Annotated in this window: 15 protein-coding genes and 1 pseudogene; 11 read left to right on the top strand and 5 right to left on the bottom strand. The window is 74.5% G+C overall.

From position 1 onward, the window contains the following. Nucleotides 1–40: 40 nt before the first annotated feature. Nucleotides 41–640 carry a histidine phosphatase family protein gene (locus ACVWNX_RS05610; protein ID WP_454412755.1) on the bottom strand — a complete coding sequence of 200 codons (600 nt, stop codon included), beginning with the start codon at nt 638–640 and terminating at the stop codon, nt 41–43. A gap of 66 nt (nt 641–706) precedes the next feature. Beyond that, on the bottom strand, nt 707–1,915 hold the full coding sequence (locus ACVWNX_RS05605; RefSeq protein WP_454412754.1) for a pyridoxal phosphate-dependent aminotransferase: 1,209 nt from the start codon (nt 1,913–1,915) through the stop codon (nt 707–709). A 128-nt stretch (nt 1,916–2,043) separates the two neighbouring features. Here ACVWNX_RS05605 and ACVWNX_RS05600 point away from each other — a divergent pair, with 128 nt between their 5' ends. From ACVWNX_RS05600 to ACVWNX_RS05590, 3 genes are all read left to right on the top strand, one after another. Next, complete coding sequence (locus tag ACVWNX_RS05600) at nt 2,044–2,745, top strand: winged helix-turn-helix transcriptional regulator (protein ID WP_454412753.1); 702 nt, start codon at nt 2,044–2,046, stop codon at nt 2,743–2,745. A gap of 234 nt (nt 2,746–2,979) precedes the next feature. Further along, a complete protein-coding gene (locus tag ACVWNX_RS05595; RefSeq protein WP_454412752.1) occupies nt 2,980–3,762 on the top strand; it encodes an alpha/beta fold hydrolase in 783 nt (260 codons plus the stop codon). Between the two features lie 327 nt (nt 3,763–4,089). Next, nucleotides 4,090–5,346, top strand: coding sequence for a hypothetical protein (locus ACVWNX_RS05590; protein ID WP_454412751.1), 1,257 nt, complete (start codon nt 4,090–4,092; stop codon nt 5,344–5,346). 309 nt (nt 5,347–5,655) lie between these two features. Here ACVWNX_RS05590 and ACVWNX_RS05585 read toward each other — a convergent pair whose 3' ends face one another. Continuing rightward, nucleotides 5,656–6,276 (bottom strand): cellulose binding domain-containing protein, encoded by a 621-nt coding sequence (locus ACVWNX_RS05585; protein ID WP_454412750.1) that lies wholly within the window; start codon nt 6,274–6,276, stop codon nt 5,656–5,658. A gap of 308 nt (nt 6,277–6,584) precedes the next feature. On the opposite strand from ACVWNX_RS05585, the gene ACVWNX_RS05580 reads away from it, so the two are divergent. The 5 genes and pseudogenes from ACVWNX_RS05580 to ACVWNX_RS05560 all read left to right on the top strand — a co-directional run. Then, on the top strand, nt 6,585–7,379 hold the full coding sequence (locus tag ACVWNX_RS05580) for a hypothetical protein (RefSeq protein WP_454412749.1): 795 nt from the start codon (nt 6,585–6,587) through the stop codon (nt 7,377–7,379). Between the two features lie 154 nt (nt 7,380–7,533). After that, a complete protein-coding gene (locus tag ACVWNX_RS05575) occupies nt 7,534–8,472 on the top strand; it encodes a HipA family kinase (protein ID WP_454412748.1) in 939 nt (312 codons plus the stop codon). Between the two features lie 165 nt (nt 8,473–8,637). Further along, nucleotides 8,638–8,943, top strand: coding sequence for an Rdx family protein (locus ACVWNX_RS05570; RefSeq protein ID WP_454412747.1), 306 nt, complete (start codon nt 8,638–8,640; stop codon nt 8,941–8,943). A gap of 260 nt (nt 8,944–9,203) precedes the next feature. Further along, nucleotides 9,204–9,521: a DUF5955 family protein gene (locus tag ACVWNX_RS05565; protein ID WP_454412746.1), complete on the top strand. Its 318-nt coding sequence runs from the start codon at nt 9,204–9,206 to the stop codon at nt 9,519–9,521. Between the two features lie 255 nt (nt 9,522–9,776). Next, nucleotides 9,777–10,016 (top strand): annotated as a pseudogene (locus ACVWNX_RS05560) (type II toxin-antitoxin system VapB family antitoxin); the annotation flags it as partial. A gap of 137 nt (nt 10,017–10,153) precedes the next feature. Here the strand turns inward: ACVWNX_RS05560 and ACVWNX_RS05555 are convergent. After that, on the bottom strand, nt 10,154–10,360 hold the full coding sequence (locus tag ACVWNX_RS05555; protein ID WP_454412745.1) for a hypothetical protein: 207 nt from the start codon (nt 10,358–10,360) through the stop codon (nt 10,154–10,156). Nucleotides 10,361–10,538: 178 nt separating this feature from the next. Between ACVWNX_RS05555 and ACVWNX_RS05550 the strand changes: the two genes are divergently transcribed. Then, complete coding sequence (locus tag ACVWNX_RS05550; protein ID WP_454412744.1) at nt 10,539–11,795, top strand: sensor histidine kinase; 1,257 nt, start codon at nt 10,539–10,541, stop codon at nt 11,793–11,795. Next, nucleotides 11,792–12,466 (top strand): response regulator transcription factor, encoded by a 675-nt coding sequence (locus tag ACVWNX_RS05545; protein WP_454412743.1) that lies wholly within the window; start codon nt 11,792–11,794, stop codon nt 12,464–12,466. The genes ACVWNX_RS05550 and ACVWNX_RS05545 overlap by 4 nt, the downstream gene beginning before the upstream one ends. Nucleotides 12,467–12,608: 142 nt before the next feature. Here the strand turns inward: ACVWNX_RS05545 and ACVWNX_RS05540 are convergent, their stop codons facing one another. After that, complete coding sequence (locus ACVWNX_RS05540) at nt 12,609–13,613, bottom strand: Gfo/Idh/MocA family protein (protein ID WP_454412742.1); 1,005 nt, start codon at nt 13,611–13,613, stop codon at nt 12,609–12,611. 110 nt (nt 13,614–13,723) lie between these two features. Between ACVWNX_RS05540 and ACVWNX_RS05535 the strand changes: the two genes are divergently transcribed. Beyond that, complete coding sequence (locus ACVWNX_RS05535; protein WP_454412741.1) at nt 13,724–14,488, top strand: GntR family transcriptional regulator; 765 nt, start codon at nt 13,724–13,726, stop codon at nt 14,486–14,488. Nucleotides 14,489–14,859 lie beyond the last annotated feature (371 nt).

Below are 14,859 nucleotides of genomic sequence, written 5' to 3'. Positions count from 1 at the left end.
GTGGCGGGGAGCCCCCGTGAACTCCCCGCTGCCGTCGACCCTACGGGGAGGGTCTGACATTCCAGCCCGCGACGACCGGCCGCCCGTGCTCGGTGCCCAGTCGGCACACCGTCCCCGTGGCCAACTGGAAGAGCGCGCCGTGGGACGGGGGCAGCCCGAGCCGTCGCGCGGTCAGCACCCGCAGGAAGTGCCCGTGCGCCACCAGGACCACGCTGCCCTCGTGGTTGGCCAGGGCCGCGTCCACCTTGGCCAGCACCCGGTCGGCCCGGGCGCCCACCTCCTCGGGGCTCTCCCCGGGGTGCTCCGGCGGTCCGGGGGCCACGCCGTCGTCGAACAGGAACCAGCCGGGACGGGACCGGCGGATCTCCACGGTGGTGATGCCCTCGTAGCCGCCGTAGTCCCATTCGCGCAGGTCGTCGTCGGTGCGCACCTCGGTCAGCCCGGCGAGTTCGGCCGTTTCCCGGGCCCGCTTCGACGGACTGCTGAGGGCGCACGCGATCCGGTGCGAGGTCAGCAGCGGCGCCAGGGCGCGGGCCTGCGCCCGGCCGTTGTCGGTGAGCGGGAGGTCCGTCCAGCTCGTGTGCTGTCCGGACAGGGACCACTCGGTCTCCCCGTGCCGGACCAGAAGAAGATCACCCATGGGTCCTTGATACCACCGGACGATCAAGGAACGCCCCGGTCGGCCGGTGGCCCCGGGCCCGGAGGGTCACTGCCGGTACCCGGCGAGGAACCGTCCGATCCGGCTGATCGCCGCGTCCAGGTCGTCGGCGTGCGGCAGGGTGAGGATGCGGAAGTGGTCGGGGCGCGGCCAGTTGAAGCCGGTGCCCTGGACGACCTGGATCTTCTCCCGCAGCAGCAGGTCCAGCACGAACCGCTCGTCGTCGTGGATCGGGTACACCTCCGGGTCGAGCCGGGGGAACGCGTACAGCGCGCCCCGGGGCTTCACGCAGGAGACGCCGGGGATCTCGTTGAGCCGCTCCCAGGCCCGGTCCCGCTGTTCGCGCAGCCGTCCGCCGGGGGCCGTCAGCTCGTGGATGGACTGCCGTCCGCCGAGCGCGGCCTGGATGGCGTACTGGGCGGGCGCGTTGGCGCACAGCCGCATGGACGCCAGCATGGTCAGGCCCTCCAGGTAGTTGCGGGCGTGCTGGCGGGGGCCGCTGACGACCAGCCAGCCGGAGCGGAACCCGGCGACCCGGTGGGTCTTGGACAGCCCGCTGAAGGTGAGGACGACCAGGTCGGGCGCGAGGGCGGCGGCCGTGTGGTGCACGGCGTCGTCGTAGAGGATCTGGTCGTAGATCTCGTCCGCGAAGACCATCAGGTGGTGGCGGCGGGCGAGGTCGAGGACGCCCTCCAGGACCTCCTTGGGGTACACCGCGCCCGTCGGGTTGTTCGGGTTGATGATGACCAGGGCCCGGGTGCGGTCGGTGATCTTGGCCGCCATGTCGTCCAGGTCCGGGTACCAGTCGGCCTGTTCGTCGCAGAGGTAGTGCACCGCCCGGCCGCCCGCGAGCGTGGTGACGGCGGTCCACAGGGGGAAGTCGGGCGCCGGGATCAGTACCTCGTCGCCGTCCTCCAGCAGTGCCTGGACCGCCATCGACACCAGCTCGGAGACGCCGTTGCCGAGGAACACGTCGTCGACGTCGGTCTCCAGCCCGAGCGCCTGGTACCGCTGGGCGACCGCCCGGCGCGCCGACAGGACGCCCCGGGAGTCGGTGTAGCCGTGCGCCTGCGGGAGCATCCGGATCATGTCCTGGACGATCTCCTCGGGCGCCTCGAACCCGAACAGCGCGGGGTTGCCGGTGTTGAGCCGCAGCACGCTGTGGCCCGCCTCCTCCAGGGCGTTGGCGTGCTCGATCACCGGGCCCCGGATCTCGTAGCAGACCTCGTTCAACTTGCTCGACTGCCGGAACTCCATGCGCTGACCTCCCAGTACCGTGGGCGGACGTCGTCCCGTGCGGCGGACCCGGCGCCCTGCGTGGCGTGTTGCTTGGTTTTACCAAGTGTGGGCTTGGAAAGTCCAACAACATGGCTAGACTGCGGCGCATGCCACGTCAGCCGCATACCGCGCCGGGCCGCGCCCGCCGCAGTTACGACCAGTACTGCGCCGCCGCCCGCGCCCTGGACGCCGTGGGCGACCGCTGGACCCTGCTGATCGCGAGGGAACTGCTCGCCGGACCCCGCCGCTACACCGATCTGCACGCCGATCTGCCCGGCGTCAGCACCGACATGCTGGCCGGACGCCTCAAGGACATGGAACGCGAGGGCATCGCGGAACGCCGACGGCTCCCCGCCCCCGCCGCCGCCACCGTCTACGCCCTGACCCCGCGCGGCCACCGACTGCTCCCCGTCCTCGACGCGCTCGCGGAGTGGGGCGCCCCCGCCCTCGGCGCGCCGGGCCCCACCGACGCCGTCCGCGCCCACTGGCTGGCCCTCCCGCTGCGCCGCCGCCTCACCGCCCTGGGCGGCTCCGGGGTGGTCGACGTCCGGGTGGACGAGGGCGAGTTCCACGTCCGGGTCGGCGAACGGGCCGACGGCGTCGACGGCGTCGACGCCGTCGGGGACGCCGGGGACGGCCCCTACGGCGACGGTCCCGCCCCGGGCGGCGCCGACGCCCGGCTCACCCTCTCCACCCGGACCTGCGCGGCGCTCGCCCGGGGCGACCTCGCGCTGGAACACGCCGTGCGGGACGGTCACGCGCGGGTGGACGGCGACGGGGAACTGGCCCGCCTCCTCGGCACGTCCTGACATCCGCCCGTCCGCCCGTCCGCCCGTCCGCCCGTCCGCCCGTCCGCCCGTCCGCCCGTCCGCCCGTGCCGCCGCTGTCCGGAAGGGGGCTCGTGGAAGGGTTCTCGCGGGGAGTGGTCCTCCTCGCGCGGTGTCTGACGCGGAGTGGAAAGGAAGGAGCCCACCCAGTGCGGGCCTTGTACGCTGGACGGGCCGGTAAGGCCCGTCTGGTCCCCCGCAGCCCCGGAGGCTTCCGTGCCCACGGTCGACGTCCACGGCATCCCCGTCCACTACACGGCGCGCGGCGAAGGCCCCGGGCTGCTGCTGGTGCACGGCACGGGCGGCGACGGCGACTCCAACTGGGCCCATCTGCGCGGGCACTTCACCGCGCGGCACACCGTCATCACCCCCGACTACTCGGACAGCGGACGGACGCCCCCGCACCGGGGCGGGCTGAACGTGGACGAGCTGGCGGAACAGGTGGTCGGCGCGGCCCGCGCGGTGACCGGCGCCCCCTTCGACGTCGTCGGCTTCTCGCTCGGCGCGGTCGTCGCCGTCGTGGCCGCCGCCGCCCACCCGGAGCGCGTCCGCCGACTGGTCGTCGTCAACGGCTGGGCCCGTCGCGACGACCCCCGCCAGCGGCTGCTCTTCGACCTGTGGCCCCGGCTGGTGGACGCCGGGCCGGACGTCTTCGCCGCGTACACCACGCTGGCGATCCACTCGCCGTCCTTCCTCGCCGGGCTGGGGGAGGACGGCGTCCGGGAGGCCGTCTCCGGGATCGTCCCCGGGCCCGGGGCCCTGCGCCAGATCGCCCTGGACGCACGCGTCGACATCACCGACCGGCTGCCGCGCGTCCGGGCCCGCACCCTCGTCATCGGCTCCCGCCAGGACCAGCTGATCCCCGTCGGACACTCCCGCGAGATCCACCGGGCCGTCGCGGGCAGCGAGTACGCGGAGCTGGACTGCGGCCACATGGTGACCGTCGAGAAGCCGACCGAACTCGTCGCCCTGATCCAGGGCTTCCTCGACCGGGACTGACGGCCAGACCGACCGGACACCGACCGGCCGGACACCGGCCGACCGGGGCTGACCGGCCGGGTCAAGGGCCGGGGCCCGGCCGCCCCTTCGGCACGGCGGCCGGGCGGGCGCGGAACCCCCCCGCTACGGCTCGGAAGGAACGGCCGGAAAACGTTCCGCCGAATCCGGGAACCCCTGAGCGTCCACGGACAGGGGGAGGGGTGACGTGACACGTGTCGACGCCGCGCCGGAAGACCGGAGGGGCGCCGACGTGCCGTCCGGGGCCGCCCCGCGCGGTTCCCGGGGGCGTCACGTCGTACCACCGGACGTCCCCGTGAAAGGCCCGCGATGAACGCGACCCGCACCACCGATCCCACCGATCCCACCGATTCCACCAGTCCCACCCGCTCTCCGCGCTCCTCCCGCGCCGCGCTCACCCTCTGCGCCGCGCTCGCCCTGGTCGCCCCGGCCGCCCCCGCGCTCGCCATGGGGGCGGAGCCCTCCGCCCCCGCCCCGCGCGGCACCTGGACCACGTCGAAGGTCACCGAGACCGACGCCCACGCCTTCGCCGTCACGCGCACCGGCCCCCACACCACCTGGGTGGCGGGCATCCGCGCCGAACGGGGCGAGGACGGCTACCCGCGCACCGTCCCGGTGCTCTGGGAGCGCGACGACCGCCGGGGCGACGGCTGGACGCCGCTGCCGACCGCCCCGCTGCCCGCCTCGTACGACGTGCGCTTCAACGACGTCGACGCCTCCTCGCCCCGCGACGCCCTGGTCGTCGGCGACCACGCACAGGAGGCGGGCGGGATCGTCACCCAGCGCTGGGACGGCCGGACCTGGCGGACCGCCACGGCGCCGGTGCCCGCGGAGACCATGACCGCCGGGTTCCTCTCCGTCGACGCCCGCGACCGCCGGGACGCCTGGGCGGCGGGCTGGTCCTCCGTCCCCGACCCCGAGCACGTCGTCAAGGCCGTGGGCGAGCTCCAGCACTGGGACGGGACGCGCTGGACCCCGGCCCTGCTCCCGGACGTGGGGGAGGGGCCCGGCGGCAACTGGGGCCTCTCGGGCGTCACCGCGATCGCCCGGGACGACGTCTGGGCGGTGGGCGAGGCGTTCAACGAGGAGTGGTCGAAGCCGGTCCTGCTGCACTACGACGGCACCGCCTGGCGCAAGGCCGCCGCGCCCGACCTCGGGCCCGAGCGGGTCAGGCTGAACGGCGTGGCGTCCGGGCCGGACGGCCGGGTGTGGGCCGTCGGGCGCGCCAAGGCGCCGGGCGCCCCGGCGCGCGGCCTGGTGCTGCGGCTGAGCGGCGGCGCGTGGACGGAGGTGCCGCTGCCGCCCGGCACGGCCCCGCTGCGGTCGGTGGCCGTCAGCAAGGGTGCGCCGGTGGTGCTGGCCGACGGCGACGGCCGGACCGGCCCGGTGGCGCTGCGGCGGGCCGGGACGGCCTGGAAGTCGCTGGACCTGAGGGTGGCCGGGGACGCCGCGTTCGCGGCGGTCGACGTCGCCGCGCGCGGCCGGACCCTCGACGTCGCGGGCAAACTCCCGGGCTCGGACGCCGACCCGGCGGGTCCGGCCGTGGTGGTCACGGCGCGCCGCTGACCCTGACGTCCGGTGCCCCCGCCCGTCCAGACGAGGCGACGGGGGCACCGGACGGGTACGACGACCGGCGGGGGACGCAATCCGAAGCCGCTGGACGACGCCGGTCGGCAACCGCAGGTCAACGACCGCCGGTCGGCAACCGCGGGTCGGCGCCAGTCGGTCAACGAGCGTCGGGTCAGCGACCGTCGGGCGCGGCCCCCGGGAGCGGCGGCCGGTCGGCGGTCCGGACCGTGATCGGCGCGCCGTACTCGGAGGCGTTCTCCGCGTTGTCCTTGGCGCGGACCCGGATGACGTAGTCGGTGGCGGGCGTCAGCCCGGTGAGGCGGTGGGAGGTGGTGTGGACGGGGCGAGGGGCGGGCCGCCGTTCACGGAGATCTGGTACGCCACCACCGGGCTGCGGTCGTCGTAGGACGGCAGCCAGTCGAGCTGGAGCGAGGTGTCGTCGACCGAGGAGGCGGTGACCCCGGTCGGGACCGTGGGCGGGGTGAAGTCGGTCTCGTACTCGCAGGGGCCGAGCCGGTTGAGGACGCAGGCCCGGGGGCGTCCGGTACCGACGCTCACCCAGCCGAAGCTGACGGAGGCGCCGGGCGCCAGCGTGCTGTTCCAGCCCGCGTCCTCGAAGACGTGGCGCCCGCCGTTCTCACGGGTGAGACGGGAGTGCCAGCTGGTCGCGACGGCGGTGTCCGCCGGGAGGCTGAACGCGACGCTCCACCCCTCGATGGCGGTCCGGCCGTGGTTCCGGATGGTGTACGTGCCCTCGTACCCGTTGTCCCAGGTCGAGACCCGTCCGAAGGTGGCCGTGACATGAGCGGGCGACAGCGAGGGCGGCGCGGCCGAGGCGGGCGGGGCGAGGACGGCCGCCACGAGGGCGAGCGCCCCCAGGACGATGGCGAGTAAGGACGCCGAGGATCTGGATCTGGATCTGGGCATTCTGCCTCCCGGGCAGCGACGGACAGAAGTCGTACGGACCGGCTCGGCGAATGGTCTGAACCAGAGCCGCCCGCATTGAGTACCGCCCGGCGGACGCCGGGTCAAGACCTCGGGGAGACCCGGCCGGCCGGGCCCCGGCATCCCGCCGGACGCCGGGTGCCGGGTCCCCGGGGGTCCCGTGCGGTGGGGGAGGAACGTTCGACCCGGCCTTCCCCGGTCCATAGGCTCCGACCATGAGCGAGGAAAAGACTGGAGTGCCTCAACTGGCTTCCCTGGTACTTCGGTTGCGCCGATCCGAAAGCCTCCGCGTGCAGGGTGACGGCCTCCTCCTGGACCGGAAGCGGCAGCGATTGCGCATCCCCCTGGAGGCGATCGAGCGGGTCGGGACCTCTGACGACGGCCGGACCCTGGAGATCGTGCTCACCTCCCGGGGCCCCGGGCCCGGCACCGTCCACCGCTGCGAGAGCCGCAACAGGGCGGGGGTGACCGCGTTCGCCGACACGGTCAACGACGCCCTGCCGCCCCGGGGCCGGTCCGCCCTCCGGAATGACGGCGACGCCCTGGTGACGGTGCGCCAGGTCAAGGGCGGCGACCTCCGGGACTGGGCGCTGATGGCCTTGATCGCGGGGGGTGTGCTCCTCCTCGTCGTGGGCGGTCCGGTGCTGGTGTATCGGGAAGGGCCTCTCGGAGAGGCCGGCGCGGTGTACTGGTTCCTGGGATGCGTTCCGCTGAGCCTGGCATGGGTGTCGTGCACCCTGGTCGGCCAGCTCTGGGTCCGCTGTCGGTTGTGGAACCGGGGTGTCACGATCTCGGGCGCGCGCCTGGACGGGCGGACCAGGGAAACCGCTCGCTACGCCTTCACCGACCTGAGGGGAGAGCGGCGTACGGTCCGGCCCGGCTACGACCTGCACAAAAGGGGGAAACGGTTCCCGGAGACGATGTCGGTCGTCTACGACCCCGACCACCCCGACCGGGCCGCCACCGTCCTCCCCGGGTGGAGGCTGTTGGCCAAGGCGGTCGCCATCCTCTTCGTGGGCCTGCCTTCCGCCTTCCTGGTCGGCTACGTCTACCCCTACCAGGTGATCGCCGCCCTGTTCCTGTGACGGGCCTGGAGCGTCCCGGACGGCCAGGAGGGTGCCTCCGGGTGCGGTCACCCCCGGTTACTATGCACACGGGGTGCCGGAGCGGCCGGGAACCGGAGCCCCGGGACCGCGGACCGAGGCGGACACCAGGGCTGAAGGGGCAGGTGGGCGGGACATGCTGCGAGAGGTCACCGCGACCCGCTACGTCGAGCCCCTGACGTCCGGCGGCTCGGTCCCCGGAGTCGTGGAGGCCGACGACCTCGGTACGTACGTCGTGAAGTTCACCGGTGCCGCGCAGGGCCGCAGGGCGCTGGTCGCGGAGGTGATCGTCGGGGAACTGGCACGCGCCCTCGGGCTGCGGGTGCCGGAGCTGGTGCGGGTCCGCTTCGACCCGGCCGTCGCCGCGCACGAGCCGCACCAGGAGGTCCGGGAACTGCTGGCGGCCAGCGCGGGGCTCAACCTCGGCATGGACTACCTGCCGGGCGCGGTGGACTTCACCCCCGACGCCGACCCGGACGCCCGGCTGACCGGCCCGTCGGAGGCCGGACGGGTGGTCTGGCTGGACGCGCTGACCGCCAACGTGGACCGCACCCTGCACAGCTCCAACCTGATGGTCTGGCCCGCCTTCGGCGCCCCCGCCGTGAACGTGCCGCGCCTGTGGCTCATCGACCACGGCGCCGCGCTCGTCTTCCACCACCGCTGGGCGAGCGCCCCCGACGCGGTCACCAAGAGGTACGACTTCCGCCGCCACGCCCTCGGCGGTTACGCCCCCGACACCGTCGCCGCCGACGCCGAGCTGGCTCCCCGCGTCACCCGGGAACTGCTGCGGGAGATCACCGCGCTCGTCCCCGGGGAGTGGCTGGCCGACGAGCCCGGCTTCCCGGACGCCGACGCGGTCCGCGACGCCTACGCGGACCACCTCGCGGCCCGCGCCCGGGCCTCCGCCCACTGGCTGCCCACCGACTTCCCGCCCCGCGCCCGGCTCGCCGAGGAGGACGCCCACCGGGCGGCGGCCACCGAGGCGGGCCGCCCGGCCTGGCTCAAACGCGTCCCCGATCTGCACGGCAAGCCCGCGGCGGAACGCGACTGGTCCGCCCATCTGGACCGGGACTGACCCGGCCCCGCCCGCCACTGGTGCCGCCGCCCGGCACCGCCGTGCCCACCTGAGCCGCGTCCACACGAACCGAGGGGGATCCCCGTGACCACACCGCCCGCACCCGAGCCCTCGTCCGGAGCCGCGTCCGAGCCCTCGTCCGGAGCCGGAGCCGCGTCGTCGGCCGTGAGTGACGCGACCGTGCCCGTCGCCGGGCACCGCGTCCAGATCGAGTACTGCGTCCAGTGCCGCTGGCTGCCCCGGGCCGCCTGGCTGGCCCAGGAACTGCTCACCACCTTCGAGGCGGAGCTGGCCGAACTGTCCCTGGCGCCCGGCCGGGGCGGGGTGTTCGTCGTCAGGGTCGACGGCGAGGTGGTCTGGGACCGCAAGCGGGACGGCTTCCCCGAGCCGACGGCCGTCAAACGGCTCGTCCGGGACCGGGTCGCCCCCGGACGTACCCTCGGACACTCGGACCGCTCCAGCCACCCCTGACCCGATCGGCGGGCGCGCGGCGTCCGTTTTCCGCCGGAGTGCACACCCGTGGCGCACGCCCCCTAAGTCACCGACGCGCCGTCAGATTCGACCGTCAGGTGGGCCATTGTGCAAAGCCCTTGGGAAATTACGTCCCGACGGTGGCGGGTGCACCGTCGGGTGGCGTTTACTGGCCGACAACCCCTGGATCCGACCGGTCCACAGGGGGACGGCGTGTCATGAGCAAAAGGCGCACAACGAGGTGCGCGGGGGGAGCTGCGATGTTGCGGAGCGCGGGGCGGAAGGCAGTGACCGGCAGCCACGACGACCCCCGGGTCCAGGAGCTGCGTGCCGCCGTGTCCCGACTCCGCAAGGAACTCGCCGTCCATCCGGCGGAGTTCCCCGACCGGACGATCGCCGAGGACGAACTCGCCGCCCTCGACGCGATGGCCCTCGCGGGCGCCCCCGAGACCGCCCCGCTCCGCCGCTCCCTGCTGCTCATCGCGGGCTCCATTGGCTCGGTGAGCGCGCTCGCCGTGAGCCTCGCCCGGGTGCGCAACGCCGTCGACCTCTTCGGCAACCCGTCGGGCACCCGCTGACCTTCGGCCGGACTCCGGCCCGGCTCTCCCGTCCGACCAGGTCCGGCGCGTCACTCGTCGTCCCCGTCGAGCCGTGCTGGCGCGGGGAGCGGGATGTCGCCCGGTGGCAGCCGACCCGTGGTCGCTCCTCTCCCCGCTCCGGGGCGCGCGCTACCTCCCGAACTGCGAGAACGCCGACCGCAGTGCCGGACCAACCGGGGTACGGCGCGTACCACTGATCACGGGGGCACGAGGCAAAGCGAAGGGCGCGCGGGAGTGAAGATCGTCATCGACCTTGACGAGGGCATGGTCGCGGAAGCCATGCGCCTTTTCGGCGCCAAGACGAAGGCGAAGGCCGTGCGCCTCGCGATGGAGGACGCCGTCAAGCGGCGCCTGCGGCAGGAGTTCTTCGACGCTATGGACGCGGGCGATCTCGATTTCAGCGGGATCGTCGAGTCCACCGGCCCTCGCGACGTCGGCGGCTCCCTCCAGCCCGACAGCGGTCGGGGCGGAGGCCATGGACCCTCACACGGGACCGCCGAGGGACCGCCGGTGGCGGGTACGGCCTCGCCGCGCCGGTCGTGAGCCCCGGTCCCGGAGGCCGTGCGGGCCGCCACCCCGGCGGCGGCTTCAGCGCGGCGACGGGATGAGGGCTATCTCCCCTGCTTCTTCATGCTGTCCGCCACCCCGAACAGCGCCATCGCGAGCACCAACAGGGCGATCCCCGCGAACAGTTGGTACCCCTCCAGGAACCCCACGCGCCTGAGCAGACCGATGTCCAGCCAGCCCAGCCCGGTGGCGATCCCCATGCCGCCCTGGAACAGGGCGAACACACCGAGAAACTCCAGTAGATGCCTCATGGCCGTCACCCTGCCCCGCCCGGTGGCCGGAAGGTATCGGCCGCCGGGCGGCGCGGCCGGGCCACAAGGCGCGGGTCCGCGTCCACCGGTCAGCCGATGGTCTCGCCCGCGCGGACTTTGGTAGCCGTGACCCGCCGACGGCCCGGACCGGCCCCGTGGCGTGCGTAGATTGTCGGCCATGAGTGGCAACGAGCCCCCCGTGTCCGCGCCGTCGGCCACCCCGTACCCGCTGCGCTGGCTGCTGCCCTCGGCGGTGGCCGCCGAGCTGTACCCGGAGCGGGCCCGGAGCGGACGCCCCCGGCGCACCCTGCGGGACTGGGTCGTCGACTTCCTGTGCTTCCTGATCGCCGCGACCCTCGGGCTGCTGACCGGTGACGCGGTGGCCAGGCAACCGGGCACCTCCGAGGCCGTGATCGCGCTGGACCAGGTGCTGGGCGCGCTGATGTGCGGCGCGGTGTGGCTGCGCCGCCGCTGGCCGGTCGCCGTCGCGGTCGCCCTCGTCCCGGTGGGGCTGCTGTCCGCCACCGCGGCCGGCCCCACCATGGTCATCATCTTCTCGCTGGCCGTGCACCGGCGGTTCGCCTACGTGGCCTGGATCGGCGGGGCGGTCCTCGCCGTCGCCCCGGTCTTCTACTGGCTGCGCCCCGACCCGGACCTGTCCTACGTGGTCTCGGTGGTCTTCGCCCTGCTGACGACCTCCATGGTCATCGGCTGGGGGATGTTCGTCCGCTCGCACCGCGAACTGCTGCTGTCCCTGCGGGACCGGGCCCGGCGCGCCGAGACCGAGGCGGAGCTGCGGGCGGAACAGGCCCAGCGGCTGGCCAGGGAGTCCATCGCCCGGGAGATGCACGACGTCCTCGCCCACCGGCTGACCCTGCTCAGCGTGCACGCGGGCGCCCTGGAGTTCCGCCCGGACGCGCCCCGCGAGGAGATCGCCCGCGCGGCCGGGGTCATCCGGGAGAGCTCCCACGAGGCGCTCCAGGACCTGCGCGAGATCATCGGAGTGCTGCGCGCCGGGGACGGCGAGGAGTCCGGCCGCCCGCAGCCGACGCTCGCGGCGCTGTCCTCGCTGGTCGACGAGTCCCGGGCGGCGGGCGCCACCGTCCACCTCGACAACCGGGTCGCCGATCCGCGCGCGGTCCCCTCCTCCGTCGGCCGGACCGCCTACCGCATCGCCCAGGAGGCACTGACCAACGCCCGCAAGCACGCGCCCGGCACCCGGGTGTCGGTGGCCGTCGCGGGCGCCCCCGGCGACGGCCTCACGGTCACGGTCCGCAACCCGGCACCCGTCGGTGACGTCCCCGACGTGCCCGGTTCCGGTCAGGGACTCATCGGCCTCACCGAACGGGCCACCCTCGCCGGTGGCCGGATCGAGCACGGACCGGAAGGCGGTGGCGGCTTCCGGGTCAGCGCCTGGCTACCGTGGCCCTCATGACTGCGATCAAGGTGCTGCTGGTGGACGACGACCCTCTGGTGCGCGCGGGGTTGTCGCTGATGCTCGGCGGGGCCGGTGACATCGAGATCGTCGGGGAGGCGGGCGACGGCAGCCAGGCGGGAGCCCTGGTGGACCGGCTCGCTCCGGACGTCGTCCTCATGGACATCAGGATGCCCGTCATGGACGGTCTCACCGCCACCGAACTGCTGCGGGCCCGCGAACCCGCCCCCGAGGTCATCGTGTTGACCACCTTCCACGCCGACGAGCAGGTCCTGCGGGCGCTGCGGGCCGGTGCGGCCGGGTTCGTGCTCAAGGACACCCAGCCCGGGGAGATCGTGGAGGCGGTGCGCAAGGTCGCCGCCGGGACGCCGGTGCTGTCGCCGAGGGTGACCCGTCAGCTGATCACCCGGGTGGCGGGCGAGGACTTCCGCGAGGACCGGGGCCGCCGCGCCCGGGAACGGCTGGAGGTGCTCGGGGAGCGCGAGCGGGAGGTGGCCGTCGCGGTCGGCCGGGGGAGGTCGAACGCCGACATCGCGGCCGAGCTGTACATGAGCGTCGCCACCGTCAAGACCCATGTGTCCCGGGTGCTCGCCAAGCTCGGCCTCAACAACCGCGTGCAGATCGCCCTGTTGACCCATGACGCCGGATGGGTCGAGGGGACCGAGGACTGATCCCCCGGCCAGAGGGGAGCTGGTGGGGCCGCCCCCTTCACGGCGCCTGGAGGGAGCGGGGACGGGGGCTCCGGGCCGTGCGAGGGGCGCGGCGAGGCGGGTGGTGAGCCCGGTGCGGTGGGTCCGGTGCGGTGGGCCCGGTTCAGAGTCCGGGGACCTCGGCCACCGGCACCGCCCGCCGCTCCCGCCGGGACAGCTCGCACGCCTCGGCGATCCGCAGCGCGGTCAACGCCTCCTCCCCGTCGCAGGGGTTGTCGCGCTCGCCGCGCACCACGTCGACGAAGGCGGCCAGTTCGGCCTCGTAGGCGGGGGCGAAGCGCTCCAGGAAGCCGGTCCACGGCTTGTCGGCGGCGCCCGGACCCTTCGGTTCGGTGGAGGCGATGGGGGTCCGGTCGTCCAGACCGACCGCCACCTGGTCCTTCTCCCCGGCCAGTTCCATGCGGACGTCGTACCCGGCGCCGTTGAGCCGGGTGGCCGTCGCGGTGGCGAGGACCCCGTCCTCCAGGGTCAGCACCGCCGCCGCCGTGTCCACGTCCCCGGCCTCCCGGAACATCGCGGGCCCCGCGTCGGAGCCGGTGGCGTAGACGTCCAGCACCTCCCGGCCGGTCACCCAGCGCAGCGCGTCGAAGTCGTGGACCAGACAGTCCCGGAAGAGCCCGCCGGACAGCGGCAGATACGCGGCGGGCGGCGGAGCCGGGTCGGAGGTCATCGCCCGGACCGTGTGCAGCCGCCCCAGCGCGCCCTCGCGCACCACCGCGCGGGCCTTGGCGTACCCGGCGTCGAAACGGCGCTGGAACCCCATCTGGAGGACGGTGCCCGCCGTCGCCACGTCCCGCAGCGCGGCCCGGGTGCCCGCCAGGTCCAGGGCGATGGGCTTCTCGCAGAAGACCGGCAGCCCCGCCCGCGCCGCGCGGGAGATCAGCTCGGAGTGCGCGGAGGTCGCGGCGGTGATCACGACCGCGTCGACGCCCCAGGTGAAGATCTCGTCCACCCCGGGAGCGGCGGTCGCCCCGAGCCGGTCGGCGAGCGTCTGGGCCCGGACCCTGTCGGCGTCCGTCACGACGAGGGCCCCCACCTCGCGGTTGCGGCTGAGGGACGCCGCGTGGAACGTGCCGATGCGGCCCGTCCCGATGAGCCCGATGCGCATGGGACCACGGTGGAGCCGCCGGTAACTCCTGTCAATGTGTCCACCGTATGTCCGGACAACCGATCCGGGCGTCTTCCCGTCCCCCTGCCGGACGGCTACGCTCCCCAACCGTGTCCAGAGCAGAAGCCGACCCGTCCGTGGCGCTCCACCTCGGTGTCGACCGGAACAGCCCGGTCCCGCTGTACTTCCAGCTGTCCCAGCAGCTGGAGGCGGCGATCGAGCGCGGCACGCTCACCCCGGGCAGCCTGCTGGGCAACGAGATCGACCTCGCGGCCCGCCTCGGACTGTCCCGCCCCACCGTCCGCCAGGCCATCCAGTCCCTGGTGGACAAGGGGCTGCTGGTGCGCCGCCGGGGCGTCGGCACCCAGGTGGTGCACAGCCAGGTCAAACGGCCGATGGAGCTGAGCAGCCTCTACGACGACCTGGAGACCGCCGGTCAGCGTCCCACCACCCGGGTGACCCTCAACGGACTGGTGCCCGCCACCGCCGAGGTCGCCGCGGCGCTCGGGGTGGCCGAGGGCACCGAGGTGCACCGGGTGGAACGGCTGCGGCTCGCCCACGGCGAACCCATGGCCTACCTGCGCAACCACCTCCCGGCCGGGCTGCTCGCCCTGGAGACCGGGCGGCTGGAGGGCACCGGGCTCTACCGGATGCTGCGCGCGGCCGGGATCACCCTGCACAGCGCCCGGCAGTCGGTGGGCGCCCGGGCCGCCACCCCGGAGGAGGCGGGGTTCCTCGCCGAGCCGGAGGGGGCGCCCCTGCTCACCATGGGCCGCGTCACCTTCGACGACACCGGCCGCCCGGTGGAACACGGGTCGCACAGCTACCGCGCGTCCCGCTACTCCTTCGAGTTCCAACTGCTCGTCCGCCCCTGATCCGCCTGGTCCGCCCGATCCGCCTGGGCTGGCTGCTCGGACCTGATCGGAGCGGTCCGCCCCGGCCGGATCCCCGGGCCGGAGCCGCTGTCCCGGACCGGCCCCCACCGGGGTCGCGCACCCCCCGGCGGACACCGGGCACCGCGCCCGACGCGCACCGCACCCGTCCGGCCCAACCCCCCCCGCCGCCGGACGGCGGGGCGGTCCCCGCCGCGCCGGGAGCGGGGGCCGCCGTCATTGACGCGTGTCGGCGCCACCGCTAGAACACCCACAGCCGCCGGAACACCCCCAGCCGCGCTCCGGCGGCCGGACAGGAGAGGGCGGTCCCCGTATGCGCACACCCCCCGTCACCGCCGGGCGAGCGGCCCGCG

This window comes from Streptomyces sp. JNUCC 64, from assembly GCF_054484115.1.
Note: the sequence above shows the minus strand (reverse complement) of the source record. Positions and strands in the feature narration are given on the sequence as shown.